At 40.4% G+C, this 16,914-nt stretch carries 10 protein-coding genes; 9 read left to right on the top strand and 1 reads right to left on the bottom strand.

Features of this window, described 5'->3' with window-relative positions:
* Nucleotides 1-139: 139 nt before the first annotated feature.
* The 7 genes from B3600_RS12225 to B3600_RS12195 all read left to right on the top strand — a co-directional run bounded on the left by B3600_RS12225 (nt 140) and on the right by B3600_RS12195 (nt 13,948).
* Entirely contained in the window at nt 140-2,776 is a 2,637-nt protein-coding gene (locus B3600_RS12225) for a valine--tRNA ligase (RefSeq protein ID WP_286753137.1), read from the top strand.
* Between the two features lie 638 nt (nt 2,777-3,414).
* Nucleotides 3,415-3,717: a DUF4342 domain-containing protein gene (locus tag B3600_RS12220; RefSeq protein ID WP_286753136.1), complete on the top strand. Its 303-nt coding sequence runs from the start codon at nt 3,415-3,417 to the stop codon at nt 3,715-3,717.
* Between the two features lie 19 nt (nt 3,718-3,736).
* Entirely contained in the window at nt 3,737-4,111 is a 375-nt protein-coding gene (locus B3600_RS12215) for a MauE/DoxX family redox-associated membrane protein (RefSeq protein ID WP_286753135.1), read from the top strand.
* Between the two features lie 347 nt (nt 4,112-4,458).
* On the top strand, nt 4,459-9,744 hold the full coding sequence (locus tag B3600_RS12210; protein ID WP_286753134.1) for a translocation/assembly module TamB domain-containing protein: 5,286 nt from the start codon (nt 4,459-4,461) through the stop codon (nt 9,742-9,744).
* Nucleotides 9,716-12,040, top strand: coding sequence for a BamA/TamA family outer membrane protein (locus B3600_RS12205; RefSeq protein ID WP_286753133.1), 2,325 nt, complete (start codon nt 9,716-9,718; stop codon nt 12,038-12,040). The genes B3600_RS12210 and B3600_RS12205 overlap by 29 nt, the downstream gene beginning before the upstream one ends.
* A 372-nt stretch (nt 12,041-12,412) precedes the next feature.
* A complete protein-coding gene (locus B3600_RS12200; RefSeq protein ID WP_046671868.1) occupies nt 12,413-13,351 on the top strand; it encodes a malate dehydrogenase in 939 nt (312 codons plus the stop codon).
* Between the two features lie 153 nt (nt 13,352-13,504).
* Nucleotides 13,505-13,948, top strand: coding sequence for a retropepsin-like aspartic protease (locus tag B3600_RS12195; RefSeq protein WP_070563232.1), 444 nt, complete (start codon nt 13,505-13,507; stop codon nt 13,946-13,948).
* Here B3600_RS12195 and B3600_RS12190 read toward each other — a convergent pair.
* Entirely contained in the window at nt 13,934-15,154 is a 1,221-nt protein-coding gene (locus B3600_RS12190; RefSeq protein WP_286753132.1) for an MFS transporter, read from the bottom strand. The genes B3600_RS12195 and B3600_RS12190 overlap by 15 nt on opposite strands.
* Nucleotides 15,155-15,335: 181 nt before the next feature.
* Between B3600_RS12190 and fsa the strand changes: the two genes are divergently transcribed.
* Nucleotides 15,336-15,995, top strand: coding sequence for a fructose-6-phosphate aldolase (fsa, locus tag B3600_RS12185; protein WP_075994110.1), 660 nt, complete (start codon nt 15,336-15,338; stop codon nt 15,993-15,995).
* A gap of 267 nt (nt 15,996-16,262) precedes the next feature.
* On the top strand, nt 16,263-16,691 hold the full coding sequence (locus tag B3600_RS12180) for a Fur family transcriptional regulator (protein ID WP_286753131.1): 429 nt from the start codon (nt 16,263-16,265) through the stop codon (nt 16,689-16,691).
* Nucleotides 16,692-16,914: the final 223 nt, after the last annotated feature.

Genomic DNA, 16,914 nt, shown 5'->3' with positions numbered 1-16,914 from the left:
GGATCCTCATTAAACGTATTGCTTAGCCATTATTCATAACTTCTTTTTGTTTGAGAACAAGATCAATGGATTACTAAGGAAAATAACATAGAATTCCTTACTTTTGTGTTCCTTAAAAGTTTGAATACAAAAATTTAAAATGAGCATAGCGAAAACTTACAATCCAAAAGAAGCTGAAGAAAAATGGTACAGCTATTGGAAAGCGAATGGATTTTTCCGTTCCACCCCGGACGAACGTGAACCTTACACGATTGTGATGCCCCCTCCGAATGTCACGGGAGTATTGCACATGGGGCATATGCTGAATAATACCATTCAAGACGTTTTGATTCGCCGGGCACGTATGCAGGGGAAAAACGCTTGTTGGGTACCGGGGACCGATCACGCCTCCATTGCCACTGAAGCTAAGGTCGTCGCTATGTTGAAAGAACAAGGAATTGATAAACGATCTTTATCTCGTGAAGATTTCTTAAAACATGCTTGGGAATGGAAGGAAAAATACGGTGGTATTATTCTAAAACAGCTCGAAAAACTTGGCGCTTCCTGTGACTGGGATCGTACACGTTTTACCATGGATCCAGAATTATACCAATCTGTTATCCGTGTATTCGTCGATCTATATCATAAAGGATTAATCTATCGTGGTTACCGCATGGTCAACTGGGATCCTGAAGCAAAAACAAATATCTCAGACGAAGAGGTTATTTATAAAGAGAAAAACGGCAAATTATACCACTTGAAATATCAGGTTGAGGGAACAGATCAATACATTGTTGTGGCGACTACCCGTCCTGAAACCATCTTTGGTGACACAGCCGTGTGTATCAATCCCAATGATGAACGCTATACCTGGTTAAAAGGAAAGCAAGTCATTGTGCCGATCGTTGGCAGAAAGGTGAACATCATCGAAGATGAATATGTCGATTTGGAGTTTGGTACTGGATGCCTTAAAGTTACTCCAGCACACGATGTGAACGACTATGCACTAGGTAAAAAGCACAACCTGGAATTTGTCGACATCTTTACCGACGAAGCAAAACTAAACGACAATGGCCTGCATTACGCAGGTATGGATCGTTTTAAAGTACGTAAAGAAATCGAGAAAGAGCTTGAGGAAAAAGGGTTATTGGAGCAAGTTGAAAACTATACCAATAATGTTGGAACTTCAGAGCGAACAGGTGCTATTATAGAGCCAAAAATCTCCAATCAATGGTTCCTAAAGATGGAAGATCTTGCAAAACCGGCATTGGATAATGTGATGAATGATACCATTAAATTTCATCCGACAAAATTCAAAAATATCTACCGCAACTGGATGGAGAATGTTACCGATTGGAACATTTCAAGACAATTGTGGTGGGGACATCAGATACCGGCGTATTTCTATGGCGACGGAAACGAAGACTTTGTGGTTGCACAAACGGTTGAAGAGGCCCTTGTTCTAGCGCAAGAAAAATCAGGTAATACAGCGCTTCAATTGACCGATCTACGTCAAGATGAGGATGTGCTTGATACTTGGTTTTCAGCTTGGCTATGGCCAATTTCAGTTTTCAATGGCATCAACGAACCAGAAAATGCAGAAATTAATTACTATTACCCTACGCAAGATTTAGTCACTGCTCCGGATATTATCTTCTTTTGGGTAGCACGTATGATCGTTTCGGGCTATGAATTCCGTGGACAATTGCCTTTTGAAAATGTTTATTTCACAGGTATTGTACGGGACAAACTGGGCCGCAAAATGTCTAAATCACTGGGCAACTCTCCCGATCCGATAGATTTGATGAACGAATATGGTGCAGATGCAACGCGGATGGGCATGTTATTGACTGCTCCAGCAGGTAACGACCTTCCTTTTGATGTAGAACTTTGTGTACAGGGCCGTAATTTTGCCAATAAAATCTGGAATGCCTTCCGCTTGGTTAAAGGCTGGGAAATTACTGCTACTCCGGCTTCAGATTCAGATAGGATTTCAGCATCTTGGTTTGAGGCAAGGCTAAATCAAGCCTTGGTCGATATCGAAGAAAACTTCAAACACTATCGTTTATCAGATGCATTGATGACAACCTACAAATTGGTATGGGATGACTTCTGTGCTTGGTACCTTGAATTAGTGAAACCGGCTTATGGCTCCCCTATTTCTAGCGAAACCTTAGAGACAGTAAAATCTTTTTTCCAACGTATACTCACTTTAGTACACCCTTTCATGCCTTTCTTGACAGAAGAATTGTGGCACGACGAACTGTTCGGTGTGAAAGACGAGAAAGATTGCATTATCGTCGCCGCTTATCCGACAGCAACTGATTTTGATGAGCAGCTTATCAAAGATTTCGCTGTCGCTCAGCAAATTATTTCGGAAGTTCGCAATATCCGCAATTCTAAAGGTATCTCCCCTAAAGTAGCATTGCCATTGGCTATCAATCAACAATCAGATATCAATTTAGCACAATATATTGACATCATTACCAAAATTGCAAACTTGGAAGGCGTAACTTTTGTTTCTGAGAAAGTAGCCGGAGCCGCAAGTTTCCTTGCTGGCAAAGACGAATGTTATGTTACTTTGGAGAACAATATTGATGCGGATGCTGAACGTGAACGTATTGCCAAAGAATTGGAATACCTAAAAGGTTTCCTTGTATCTGTAGACAAAAAGCTTTCCAATGAGCGGTTTGTGCAAAATGCTAAACCTGAAATTGTTGAAAACGAAAAAAGTAAAAAGGCAGATGCCGAAGCAAAGATTAAAATTCTTGAAGAAAGCTTAATAGCATTGGGCTAAGACCTATGCAATAAACCTTATAAAAAATCCAAGTTTTGTAAAAAGTCCCGCCGGTTGTGCGGGACTTTTTTTTAAACAAGCAAAAGTCCCTTCAACTCCGCTCAACTCCGCATACCATTCGACAACGATTCGAGACTGAGCCGGGACAGGGTCAGGGCAGCTTCGGCTCCCGTTCGGGTACGCTTCGCCTGGCCTTCGGTCAACGCTCGGCATCGGGCCAACCAGGAGCCAAACAGCGGCCGAACAAACCCAAGCAAGTTCCAACAAGTACCAATCAAGAATAGAACAATACCAAGAAAAATTCTTACAAGCACCAATCAGCTAAAGAACAACACCTAGCAATTACAATAGCGACAAAATACAGCTCACAGCGCGCATAGATGAATAGCTGCACTAGGTCCTTCACAAGGTCTATCGGAGACTATCTTATTGGTTGAGTATGGTCTTAAGACTATCGTATCCATACCTAAACAATACTTGAACTATACTGCAACCATACTGCAATTGCACACGAAAACAGTGTCGGGGTAACCGCTTTAAAACTACGGATCATTAATCGGTAGACAAACAATAGGTTGCATGATGAATTCCTACAAAAAATGAATAACTTTATAAGAGCGAACTTAAATTATAGCATTATGGGATTCAAAGAAACATTTCAGATTAACGGTGAAAACCTTTTACAGAAGATCAAAGAAATCATTGCTGAGGGCAATGTGAGCAAAATCAGCATTTCAGACAAACATGGCAAAGAAATTATGAGCTTTCCTGTCACTATTGGTGCAATAGGGTTGATCTTAGCGCCTGTCTTTGCAGCAATTGGCGCTGTAGCGGCATTGCTTACAGAATGTACGATTACCGTAGAACGAAATACAAATAAAGACGAAGAAGACAAAGAAGATAACAGCACTGATCCACCGACAACGATAACAGTAAAATAATTAAATAAAATTGACCGTTATGAAGATCTTTAAAAACATACTTTGTATTTTATTTGCCTTGTTATTCATCAACGCAGGGCTGGATAAACTTTTTCATTATATGCCTATGCCACCAATGGATATGGACATGAAAAAGGTATTTGAGGCTTTTGCTACGATAAAATGGCTATTGCCACTAGTCGGTATTATCGAACTGCTGGGTGGTTTACTGTTTATTTTTCCAAAGACAAGAACTTTAGGTGCATTAGTCATCTTTCCAATACTCATTGGCATTTTTACCCACAATATGATTTTTTACAGCCAACAGGGATTAATTATCTGGGCTGTATTGTTTATTATTTGGTTATGGGTGGTATTTGAAAACTGGAACAAGTATAAAAAATTGATGGAATAATTACCCCCCGTTGTGGCCCCTATTAAATACCTGTTTTTTTGATAAATTGACAGGTATTTAATGTTTTTATTAACATAAAATTAAAAAACAAAAAACTTTATACGAATAGAATGGTTTGGTCAATTATTTGATATGTTGTTATAACATTCCTAAGATAAAATAATGTTATATAGGAAAGAAAAGCGGTTTACTATTGACTTGTGGTATAGCCGATAAATTAAACTTGCATTTGCAAGCAAATTTATCTTAGTTTGCTGAAATAGTAACGCTGTAAGTTAATAGCTGAATCTTGGCAAACTTTTTTCCGTTTTAATTTTTATTAATAGATACTTAAATCAAATTATACGTTGAACAGATTTACCCGAATTGCTTTCAAAACAATATTGTGGATTATTGGAGTAATAATTGCGCTGGCTATTCTAATTGTATTTTTAATCAGATTACCCGCCGTTCAGAATTATATTGCGGGAAAAGTAACGCAATATGTAGAAAACAAGATTGGTACACCCGTTAAAATTGGATACATTAATATTGATTTTCCTAAAAAACTGGTATTGGAGGATATCTATTTAGCCGACCAAAGTAAAGATACCTTAGTAGCAGGAAAAAGCATTGCTGTTGATATCAATATGCTCAAGCTGTTGAAAAACACAGTTGAAATACAGCGTCTTGAAGCAGAAGGAATCACTGCAAAAATTCGACGTACATTGCCGGACAGTTCGTTCAACTTTGATTATATTGTTAAAGCTTTCGCTTCCCAAAAAGAAAGCACAGCAACTGCAGACAGCAGTTCAGCCCTCCTATTTAACCTCGATAAAGTCAAATTTGACAAATTTCATATTGTTTATGCCGATGACGTCATTGGAACAAGTGCCGATGTTTACCTGAACAGCCTAAATACCAATATCAAAAAGTTCGACCTCACAAAAAACATGGCCTTCAATCTTCCAAAAGTGAAAATAGATGGTCTGAGCGCCACAGTGAAACAATGGCGGCCGATTAAGGACGGTACAGCTCCTTCGGTCGAAGACTTTGGCATTACGGATAAAACCGCACAAACAACCGCCTTGCTTCCCGATGTCGGTATACAGATCGCAGACCTGACGAATATCTTAGTACGCTACGAGGATCAGTCTAGCCTGTTGAACACTAAATTTTATATCAAAAACCTTCATGCGGACATTAACAAGATCGACCTTAACAAAGAACTTGTCGATATTCAGACGATCAATCTTGATGGTTCAGACAATACTGTGCTCTTTGGAAAGATCCAGAAAAAAGTAAACGCCGCAGCGAAAAACACCGCGGATACGACCAAAATAAACTGGGTTGTTTCTGCCAAAGAAATCCAAATCAATAAGACAAGCTTAGCTTATAGAGACGATAATCAGGCTCGTATGAAAGGCTTTGATTACTTCAACATTAAGATCCCTGGGATGAAAACCAGTTTAAATGATCTTTACTACAGTGCCGATTCCATCAGTGGATCACTAAAAGAACTTGTAGCCTCCGATCAATCGGGGTTTGTGATCAAGCAATTGAAGGGGGATTTTAAGTATACAAATACCGGGGCGGAGATCAAAAATCTATATGCAGAGACGCCACGCACTCTGCTGCGTGATTACTTAAAAATAACTTATCCTTCGTTGGATGTTATCGCTAAAAAACCAGAACTGATCTACGTCAATGCAACCATCAAAAAGAGCCGTGTTGATATGCGCGATATCTACTATTTCGCTCCTTTTTTGGACACCATGCAGGTGATGAAACCGTTGATGGACAAAAAATTTAATATTGATGGTCGCGTTGTCGGGAAGCTAAATGACCTCAATATTCCGGCAATTGATTTTCAAACCCTGTCCAACACACGTGTCATTGCAAGCCTACATTTAAAGGGGCTACCCAATGTCGATAAAATGTCTATGGATCTTAATTTAAAAAAATTGACTACAGGACGTTCGGATATCGAAAAGCTGGTTTCAAAAAAAATGTTGCCGAGCGGAATAGAATTACCCAATACAATCGGGCTCACCGGAACTTTTAAAGGCGGAATGAATGCCTTTAACACCAATCTTTCGTTGGTAACAGAGAAAGGGACGGCCAAATTTAATGGTAAAGTTGGCATGATAGGCCGCGACACGACCTACGATGCTTATGTGAGTATTCGTGATTTTGACATTGGTAAAATCATGAAAATGGACAGTACCTTAGGAATACTTTCATTTGAGGGGAAAATTAAGGGTCATGGAACAGATCCCAAGAAGCTTGTCGCCAACTTTGATGGCAAAGTAAACCGGATGGACGCCATGGGCTATCGCTACCAAAATATTGATATGAATCTTACGGCAGACAAAGGGGACATAAAAGCCGCTGTCGTTAGCCCTGATCCTAATATCCAATTGAGATTAAATGCGACAGCCAATATGAAATCCAAGTACCCACAGGTGGATTTTGAGCTTATGGTAGATACCATTAATCTTAAAAATTTAAAGTTGATGGATGACGAGTTCAAATACCATGGTAAACTCGTTGGAAATTTCAGTTCAGCCGATCCAAATTTTTTGAACGGAGAAGCACACATTACCAATTCATCCATTGTTTACAATGATGCTTATTACTCGCTAGACAGTATATCACTAATTGCAAAAGCGGATACTAGCCGCAACTTGCTACTTTTAAAATCGGACTTTTTAAACGCCCATTTGGTCGGAAAATACAAAATTCTAGAATTGCAGAATGCCGTTCAAGACATCTTACAGGTATATTACCAACCAGGCAAAGCTGTTAAAGTGCCCAAATACGAACCACAGAACATCGAGTTTTCGGCCCAATTGACGCGAACTAAGTTTATCAAAGATTTCTTGCCAGAACTGACAGAGATGTCGGATATCACATTGGATGGTATGTTTAACAGTCAATCAAAAACAATTCTCGCCAAGTTGGATGCACCGAAAATAATCTATAATGGCACTGAAATCAATAACGTTACTTTGGATATCAATACCCTCGACAGTACACTGTATTATTCGGCATTGATCAATAAAATCAAGGTAAGCAATATTGAACTGGTGAATACCGTATTCAGTGGTAAAGTCATCCAAAACAATTTGGATTTCGGTCTCTGGATAAAAGACAAGAAAGAGAAAGAGCAGTATCATTTGGGTGCCAATATGCGCGTTGATAATGGCGCATTCGTTTTTAGCCTACTTCAGGACGGCCTTATGCTGAACTACGACAAGTGGACCATAAATCCAAACAATGTACTCAAATTTGGAAGCACAGGTATTCAGGCCAATGATTTTATCTTAAGTAATAAGGGACAGGAGCTGAGCATATCATCGCAGGATAGTGTGCTCAATTCGCCGCTCAACATTGCATTTAAGAATTTCCGCATTGAGACATTAAGTAAAATGCTCGAAAGTGAAACAGTCGATCTTGGCGGCGGCATTAATGGCCAGGCCACGATATCACGCCTAGAAAGCAGCCCAGTATTTGTTTCTGATCTTGTGATCGATAAATTTTATATTGGAAAAGATACCGTTGGTAATGTCAATATAAAAGTGAATAATCAAAAAGAAAACACCTATAATGCGAATATCAGTATCAGTGAAAATGGCAATAATGTCGTATTAAGTGGTGATTTTATCAGTCCTCCTCAGGGAGAGGCAAGCCTGGATTTCACTTTAGATATTGCACCGCTTTCTATGCAGACGGTTCAGGCATTTAGTCTGGGCTATCTAAAAGACTCGAAGGGAAACTTGGAAGGCCAGTTAAAAATAACAGGATCGCCATCCAAACCCCGCATTAACGGCGATGTTAAGTTTAAAGATGCTCAGTTCAATATTGCTATGTTGAATGCACTATTCAAAGCGAAAGATGAAACCATTCATTTGGATGAAAGAGGCATTACTTTCCCAAAATTTGCATTGGAAGACAAAAAAGGAAATATTGCCAAGGTAACGGGATCCATAGAAACCAAAACGTATACTGATTTTGATTTCAACCTCAATGTCAATACAGACAATTTTGAGGTGCTCAATTCAACACAGAGCGACAACGACATGTTTTATGGTAAAATGTACCTCACGTCTAACCTACGCATTCGTGGAAACCTCGATAAGCCTATCGTTGATGGCACAATCAAGGTGTTAGATGATACGGACTTTACCTTTGTCATGCCAAATGAGGATCCCGGGATGGCCGACCGGAAAGGGGTTGTCGAATTCGTTGATAAGAGTGATACAACAAGAGCCAATGTATTTGCAAAATTAGATTCTATGACTGTTACCCGATTGACGGGAATCGACGTAGATCTGAATCTGCAAACCGATAAGGATGCTAAATTTAAGATCCTCTTGGATGCTGGTTCACAGGATGCACTGAATATCCAGGGTGAAGCGGAACTGAACGCAGGTATTGATGCAAGTAGCAAAATTACCTTGTCGGGTACATTTACCGTAGACAAAGGAAGTTACTCCTTCAGTTTTGGTCCCGTAAAAAAAGATTTTACATTCCGAAAAGGAAGTACGATCACTTGGAATGGAGATCCCCTGGATGCGCAGCTTAATATCACGGCAGCATACACAACCAAAGCACCGACCCTCGAACTTGTAGCAACGCAGCTGGGGTCGGAAAACGCTAATTTGTACAAGCAGCGGATTCCTTTCAATGTCTTACTGAAGATCACAGACAAACTTTTCCAACCGCAACTAAATTTTGATATCGACTTGGACGAAAACAACTCGGTTGTTTCGCAAGATGTGATTAGCAAAGTCAACAATGCCTTGACCACCTTGCGTGAAAATCCATCTGAACTGAACAAACAGGTCTTTTCACTCATCGTTTTGGGACGCTTTATGTCGACCAATCCATTTGAGAGTTTATCCGGTGGCGGGGGTACGGAAGCCATTGTCAGAAATAGCATCAGTTCGTTCCTGAGCGGTCAATTGAACCGCCTTGCCTCCGAGCTTATCAGCGGAGTAGAGCTGGATTTCAACTTAACTTCGGAAGAAGATTACGCAACTGGAGCAGGCCAGACCCGAACAGATCTGAATATCGGTGTGTCTAAAATGCTTTTAAATGACCGCCTAAAAATTACTGTTGGCTCTAATTTTGAAGTTGAAGGAAATACACGTCCGGGAGAAACAGCCAACAACATTGCTGGAGATATCCAATTGGATTATCAACTTTCGCAAGATGGCCGCTATTTTGCGCGGGTATATCGTAAAAATCAATATCAGGTTACACTCCAAGGTCAATATGTAGAAACGGGTATCGGATTTATCATCAATATGGATTACAACCGATTTAAGGAGATCTGGATGAGTTCGAAAAAACTCAAAGAGTATTACGACACCAATAGTAAGGGTTTCAGAAAACGTTTCGATGTAGAACGTATGGAAACCGATTCAGTCTATCGCGACAGTGTACGCACCGTCATCCGAGATAGTTTGATGACCCATAGTCCTGAATACAGAAAGCGTATGGAGGAAAGAGAAAAAGAGAGACGTAAGCAACAGCTGGACTCAACGAAACGTACGCCGAAAAGCGATAGTCCAAAATCAACTATAGATACCATCAGAACGACAGCTATAAAAAATGAAGATGAGGAAAGGAATTACCATGCAAACTAAACTAAAGTATATTGTGGGAATAGTTTCATGCGCTGCATTTATAGCATCCTGCTCTTCCACCAAGAATCTAAAAGAAGGGGAAAGCTTATATGTCAAGGGCAATGTGATAGTCGATTCGGACACGATTTCCAAAGAAAATAAGGAAAAGATTGCGACTCATTTAGAAGCTGCACTGATGCCAAAGCCCAACAAACGTTTGGCCGGCGTGCCATTCAAGCTCTATTTCAACAATATGGCCGGGGACTCTGCGGGGAATAACATCATTAAAAAATTCCTCAAGAAGATCGGTGAAGAACCGGTAGTATTGAGCGACGTCAATCGCGAATATAATGAAAACCTATTGCGCAATCGTCTGGAGAATTTCGGATTCTTCAATGCGGAAGTGAAATCGGACACCTTAGTTGAAGACAAAAAAGCAACCATTAATTATACAGCCAAGCCTAATCTGATCTACCGAATCAGATCTGTTCAATTCGACATCGACAGCACAACACAGTTGGGTAAAGATATCCGTTCGAGCTCCGATAAAAGCCTCTTGCAAGTGGGTAAGAATTACAGTTTAGATGTTATCCTCAATGAGCGCGACCGCATCGACAATGACCTCAAAAATAGAGGGTATTATTATTTCAGTCCCGATTACATCCTAGTTCAGGTAGACAGTTCGCATCGGAACAACAAAGTCGATATGTATGTTACGGTGAAAAAGGAGACACCGGCACAGGCAAGGGTACCGTCCAAGATCAATAAAATCTACATTTTCCCGAACTACACGGAAACAAGCTCCGGTTATCAGCGATCCACCCGCAACGGGGAACTATATGATAGCAGTTACTATTTTATAGACCGCCAGCATCTTTATCGAAAGCCTGTTATCGCAAATCATATCTTCTTCCATCCCGGTGACGTCTACAACCGGAATGCGCATAACCAGACCATCAGCCACCTGGTGAATCTCAATAGCTGGAAATTTGTCAAAAACAACTTCGTGGACAGCAAAGAAGTACCCAATGCACTGGATGTCTATTACTACTTAACGCCATTGCCTAAAAAATCACTCCGTGTGGAACTTTTAGGAAAAATGGCCTCAGTATACAATGGTACCGAGGTGAATGTCAACTGGACTTTACGCAACGCATTTAAAGGCGCGGAGCAGTTGAGTTTTAATGTATTCGGTGGTTATGAAACCCAAACCGGTGGATCGGCTGACCTCAATTCGAGTTATTACCGCTATGGTATGGAGGCTACACTGACCTTTCCACGGATATTGTCCCCTTTTGGACGGATTTCACCGACACGACGTTTTATCCCCAAGACTTACGTCAAAGGGCGGTATGAGTTTTTAAATCGCCGCAAAGCATATACCTTAAATTCCATCGCATTGGATTACGGTTATATTTGGCAGGAGTCTGAGGAGAAGCAGCACGATCTTGCTCTAATGGAGATTACCTATGTTCAGCCTAAAGGGATTTCAGAAAACTACCAAAAACAAATGGATACCATTCCGGCGTTAAGGCATGCAATAGATCCACAATTTACGATTGGCCCAAATTACAATTTCACGTTTCAAAACACGATGAAGCAGCATTTGAAAAATACCTTTTATTTCAAAGGCAACTTGGACCTCTCGGGGAATATACTCGGATTAATAAAGGGAGCAGATTTCAATAAAGGGAAAACCTTCAAATTGTTCGATGCGTATTTTTCCCAATACATCAAGATCAGTGGCGATGGAAGACATTATCTCAAATTGTCGGAGAATTCGCAGCTTGCCTCGCGGGTCAGTTTGGGCTTAAGTTATTCGTATGGCAACTCGCGGTCACTCCCCTATTTAAAACAATATTATGTGGGTGGACCTAACAGTATCCGTGCTTTTGGTGCTCGTGCAATTGGCCCAGGAACAGTTGCCCCTGAAAAATTAAGCAATGGGCTTTTCTATGCAGACCAAACCGGTGACATCAAATTAGAGCTGAATACCGAATATAGAGCCAAATTAGCGGGCTTTGTTCATTGGGCAGCATTCATTGATGCGGGGAATGTGTGGTTGCAACGGGATGACGTCAACAAGCCCGGCGGTAAGTTCAGCAAAAACTTTTTGAATGAATTAGCTGTTGGCGGTGGCGCTGGATTACGCTTCGACTTTACTTTTCTGATCATACGTACGGATATGTCAATACCTTTCCGCATCCCGTATCTTCCCAAAGGAGAACGTTGGGTATTTAAGGATATCGACTTTGGAAGTTCAAGATGGAGGAAGGATAATTTGATGTTTAATTTAGCCATCGGTTATCCATTCTAGGATTTAAAATTTGATTTACACGATAAAAAAAACAGGCTTGAACGAATTTCAGGCCTGTTTTCTTGGGGGCATTCCATCAGAATCATACCCTTTGGACGCTATCATTATGCATTATTTGTTCAATGGCATTTGCCCTCTTATCAATTATGTCAAAAAACAAGTTATTCCCACGAAATACATTGATTTACTGACAATAATTGATTAAATTCAAGAATTATTTATTAATCCACATCAATGCACATGAAATATCCATGTAAAAAATACGCGCATTCGTGAAGAGAGACTGGATATTTTATACGGCATAGAAAACCGCCGAAGGCAGCATGAATTCTTAAGCGGAAATTAGCTCATGAATAAACAAATAATTTACATATGAAAGTAACTATTGTTGGTGCCGGTGCTGTAGGAGCAACTACAGCGGACAATTTAATCCGTCGAAATGTCGCCGAAGAGATTGTATTATTGGATATTAAAGAAGGATTTGCGGAAGGTAAAGCGCAAGATATGGCACAAACTGCCGCCTTGTTGGGTTTTGAATCAAAAATCAAGGGAGTAACCAATGACTATCTGTCCACTGCAGGTTCTACCGTTGCCGTCATTACTTCGGGAATTCCGCGTAAACCCGGAATGACACGCGAAGAACTAATTGGCACAAATGCGAATATCGTCAAGTCAGTGGTGGAGAACCTGGTAAAATATTCTCCGGATATTATCATTGTCATCGTTTCCAATCCCATGGACACCATGACTTACCTGGCACTTAAATCAAGTGGATTACCAAAAAATAGAATCATTGGAATGGGTGGCACATTGGATTCAGCCCGGTTCAAATATCAACTGAGCGAAAAACTGAATGCTTCTGCGGCCGATCTCAATGCCATTGTCATTGGCGGCCATGGAGATACAACGATGATTCCACTTATCAAGCACTCCACGTGGAACAGTATTCCAGTCACTGATTTCCTTACCCCGGAAGAGCAGGACGAAATTGTACACAAAACGATGGTTGGTGGAGCAACCCTAACCAGTCTAATCGGGACCTCAGCCTGGTATGCTCCAGGAGCCGCAACAGCCGCAGTGGTCGAAAGTATCGTGCGTGATCAAAACAAGTTATTTACTGCATCCGTTTACCTCGAAGGTGAATTTGGACAAGAAGATATTAATCTTGGCGTACCGGTTATCATTAATAAAAAAGGATGGGATCGGATTGTCCCCCTTCAGCTGGATGAAGAGGACAAAGAAAAATTCAGTAAAAGTGCAGAAGCAGTGCGTACAATGAACAATGTACTAAAAGAAATAAAAGCGCTGTAGTGCATAAACTATAAAAAGGTGAAAGGCTGTTATTCTTCAAATAACAGCTTTTTTATGATCGGCTTAACGCATAAACGTTTTCAGGGCATTTTAAACATACGCTAGAGGCCTTAAATTTCTTTTTTAAGGGATTTTTTGGGTATGTTTGGTTATATGACAACAGTACCATTTCAATTACTGGATCTGCAGGGCCAGGGCACACATATTTTAGTCGATGTAGAATTATATAGCCGTTCATTCAAGATGGTGATTGATACAGGTGCCTCTAAAACTGTATTTGACAAAACACAGTTAGTCCATCTTTTGGAAGACCAATTACAGCTTGAGCCTTCAGAAACATTATCAACAGGACTTGGCACCAATTCGATGGAGAGTTTCAACATGAAAATTCCGAGTCTGACCATAGGTGAATGGCGGATAAAAAACTTGAATACGGCGGTATTGGATTTAAGCTCGATCAACTATGCCTATCAGCAGATGGATCTGGAACCCGTGATCGGCGTATTGGGTGGAGATATTTTTGCAGACTATGGCGCTGTCATTGATTATGCCAAACGCACCTTAAAATTAAGAAACCGGAAATTAAAACTTAAATAGGCGTTTGTGGATATGGAGCCGGAGATAGCCATAGTACACGATTGCGATCAATATACCCAGTCCCCCCATGACGTATAATGTCATTCGAAGCCCACAGTAACTGGCTAAGGAACCGATCATCAATGTACCAATGGGAAATATTCCCTGAAAAGCCATAACGTAATACGAGATTGCCCGGGCACGATAGATTGGTATGGCATGCGTCTGAATATACGTATTGATACTTGAGTTTTGCATCATCATGGCAAAGGATACCAACATCACATAGACGAGTGCCATCTGCAGCATACTCGAATGCGCCAAAAACAATAATGCAACCCCCATAAGCGCAGCTGCCCCCATCACCTGATAGCGCAAATTGGTACTCGATTTTAAACGGGCCATATTAAATGCACCAATCATGGCACCCAGGCCGGCCGCACTTTCAAACCAGGAGAACGTGCGTTCATCACCATGAAACATTTCTTTTGCTATGGCAGGCAGCAACGAGGTATACGGAATAACAATCAAGCTGGAGAATGTCATGATAATAATCAGCGAGGAGATGTGCGGTGAACGTTTAAGGTAACGAAAGCCTTCGACCAAGCCTTCCCAATTGCTTCCCTTACTCAGTTGAACATGTGTTTCATCGACCCGCATCATCAATAATGTAATAATGACCGGAACAAAACTGATAAAGTTCAGGGCAAAACAGACGAGTTCACCGTATGTACTCAGTAAAATACCTCCTATTGCAGGCCCCAACATTCGGGCACCATTGAAAATTGTTGAATTCAGCGCTATGGCATTCGGCAGATCTTTACGGTCCCCAACCAAATACATCATCAGCGACTGACGCCCCAAAACATCGAAGGAATTAATGACTCCCTGTATAAGACCTAAGATGGAGAGCCATAAGACACTCTCCCATTTCAGATAAACGACCAGGGTCAAGATCCCAGCCTGTATCATCAGACCAATTTGGGTCATCAGAACCAATTTATACTTTTTATGCTTATCGACAAAACTGCCGATAAATGGAGACAGGACCAAAGAAGGCAATAGGGAGATAAACTGCACAAAACCAAGCCAAAACACTGATCCGGTCAATTCATAGACTAACCAACTGATGGCTATCCGCTGCATCCAAGTTCCCATAAGGGAAATTGCTTGACCTATAACATGTAACCGGAAATTTCTATAATGGAGCGAACGAAAAACCTGCATACGTAAAGATAATACTATATTAAAAGTATAACAAAAAATTAGGAGAAGAGATTCCTTTTTGCTAAAATAAAGATACAATAGGTGAAAATCAATGCTTCAATACTGGAATATAATCAATAACTTTGCATCATTATTTTGAACTTTAGAATAATCAAATTATTATCATTCAATAACATATACAATGAAATTTTTTATTGACACAGCGAACCTAGAGCAAATCAAAGAAGCCCAAGACTTAGGCGTATTAGACGGGGTAACAACCAATCCAAGTTTAATGGCTAAAGAAGGTATTAGCGGTGATGAAAACGTAATCAACCATTATAAAGCGATCTGTGCAATCGTTGATGGCGATGTCAGTGCTGAAGTTATTTCTACAAATTATGAAGAAATGATCAAAGAAGGAGAAGCGTTAGCAGCTCTTGACAGCAAGATAGTTGTCAAAGTCCCTATGATCAAAGATGGCGTAAAAGCAATTAAATATTTCAGCAAAAAAGGTATTAAAACAAATTGTACATTGGTATTTACAGCTGGTCAGGCACTATTGGCTGCTAAAGCTGGGGCAACCTATGTATCTCCTTTTATCGGTCGTTTGGATGATATCTCTACAGACGGATTAGCGTTGATCGAAGATATTCGTTTAATCTATGATAACTACAACTATCCTACACAAATTTTAGCTGCTTCTGTACGTCACAGTGCACACATTTTAGGATGTGCTAAAATCGGTGCTGATGTTATGACAGGTCCTTTATCAGCGATCCTAGCCTTATTGAAACACCCATTGACAGACAGCGGTCTAGCGACATTCTTAGCTGATCACGCTAAAGCTGCAGGCAAATAAGATTCCTATATTTCCATATAGTAACGAAAACCGATAAGTAAGATGACACTAATCTTAAACTTATCGGTTTTCTTATTTTTAATAGATTCCGTATTTTTGTACTGTCAAAAGCATCTTTGAGAAAGGAAATGGCCCATTTCTGTTCGTTAATGGTCTATGCAAAGGGAAAAAATACGATGAATAAATTCGTCGGATAGTTTTTAAACTTGCAAATAAAAGTAAATTTCTCTTAGTTTGTATTTGATCTAAGGCTTAACGAAGAAATCCATGGAAGATTCCAACACTGTATATCCAGAAATTCTCAAACGAAATAGTTTAAAAGTTACCCAACCCCGGTTGAAGGTGCTTGAAATTATTTCGAGGAAAGAGTCTGCAATTTCGCAGCCGGAACTGGAAAAATTACTGGGCAAGGATATTGACCGTGTCACATTATACCGGGTATTGGCCAGCTTTGAAGAGAAAGGGATTATCCATAAAATCTTTGATCTACATGGTACAGCTACTTACGCCATGTGTTCGACAAACTGTTCAGAACATGATCATCATGACCAACACGTACATTTTATTTGCCGGGTATGCAATTCGGTGTACTGTCTGGAAGATATGACCTTACCAAAAGTATCGATCCCAGCAGGCTTTAGTCTCGAAGCGATTGCTGTAAATGCACTTGGTGTGTGCAATCATTGCAAAAAGTAAATCAGGCTGTACCAATCCAAAACTATTTTTCGGCTAAACTGTCTATACATTGGCTATCGGAAGGTGCTTCGTTTAGCTCTTATTGTCGTGTCAACTGCTGTTTTTTTCGTACCTTGTATTGGCATCGATCTTGATGTATGGCTTACTCATGATCTGCGGTAAAGACTGGTTTTTCGAAATCCATTATCCTAGCCAGTCAAAGGATCTATTGGCCTGTCGAAGA

It is taken from the genome of Sphingobacterium sp. UBA2480 (genome assembly GCF_002341965.1).
Classification (GTDB): domain Bacteria; phylum Bacteroidota; class Bacteroidia; order Sphingobacteriales; family Sphingobacteriaceae; genus Sphingobacterium; species Sphingobacterium multivorum.
The sequence above is the reverse complement of the archived record's forward strand: the minus strand, read 5'-3'. Positions and strand labels throughout refer to the sequence as shown.

What these genes read in the sequence shown, in the direction of transcription:
- B3600_RS12225 (WP_286753137.1), top strand. Translation starts at nt 140, where the DNA reads ATGAGCATAGCGAAAACTTACAATCCAAAAGAAGCTGAAGAAAAATGG.
- B3600_RS12220 (WP_286753136.1), top strand. Translation starts at nt 3,415, where the DNA reads ATGGGATTCAAAGAAACATTTCAGATTAACGGTGAAAACCTTTTACAG.
- B3600_RS12215 (WP_286753135.1), top strand. Translation starts at nt 3,737, where the DNA reads ATGAAGATCTTTAAAAACATACTTTGTATTTTATTTGCCTTGTTATTC.
- B3600_RS12205 (WP_286753133.1), top strand. Translation starts at nt 9,716, where the DNA reads ATGAGGAAAGGAATTACCATGCAAACTAAACTAAAGTATATTGTGGGA.
- B3600_RS12200 (WP_046671868.1), top strand. Translation starts at nt 12,413, where the DNA reads ATGAAAGTAACTATTGTTGGTGCCGGTGCTGTAGGAGCAACTACAGCG.
- B3600_RS12195 (WP_070563232.1), top strand. Translation starts at nt 13,505, where the DNA reads ATGACAACAGTACCATTTCAATTACTGGATCTGCAGGGCCAGGGCACA.
- B3600_RS12190 (WP_286753132.1), bottom strand. Translation starts at nt 15,154, where the DNA reads ATGCAGGTTTTTCGTTCGCTCCATTATAGAAATTTCCGGTTACATGTT.
- fsa (WP_075994110.1), top strand. Translation starts at nt 15,336, where the DNA reads ATGAAATTTTTTATTGACACAGCGAACCTAGAGCAAATCAAAGAAGCC.
- B3600_RS12180 (WP_286753131.1), top strand. Translation starts at nt 16,263, where the DNA reads ATGGAAGATTCCAACACTGTATATCCAGAAATTCTCAAACGAAATAGT.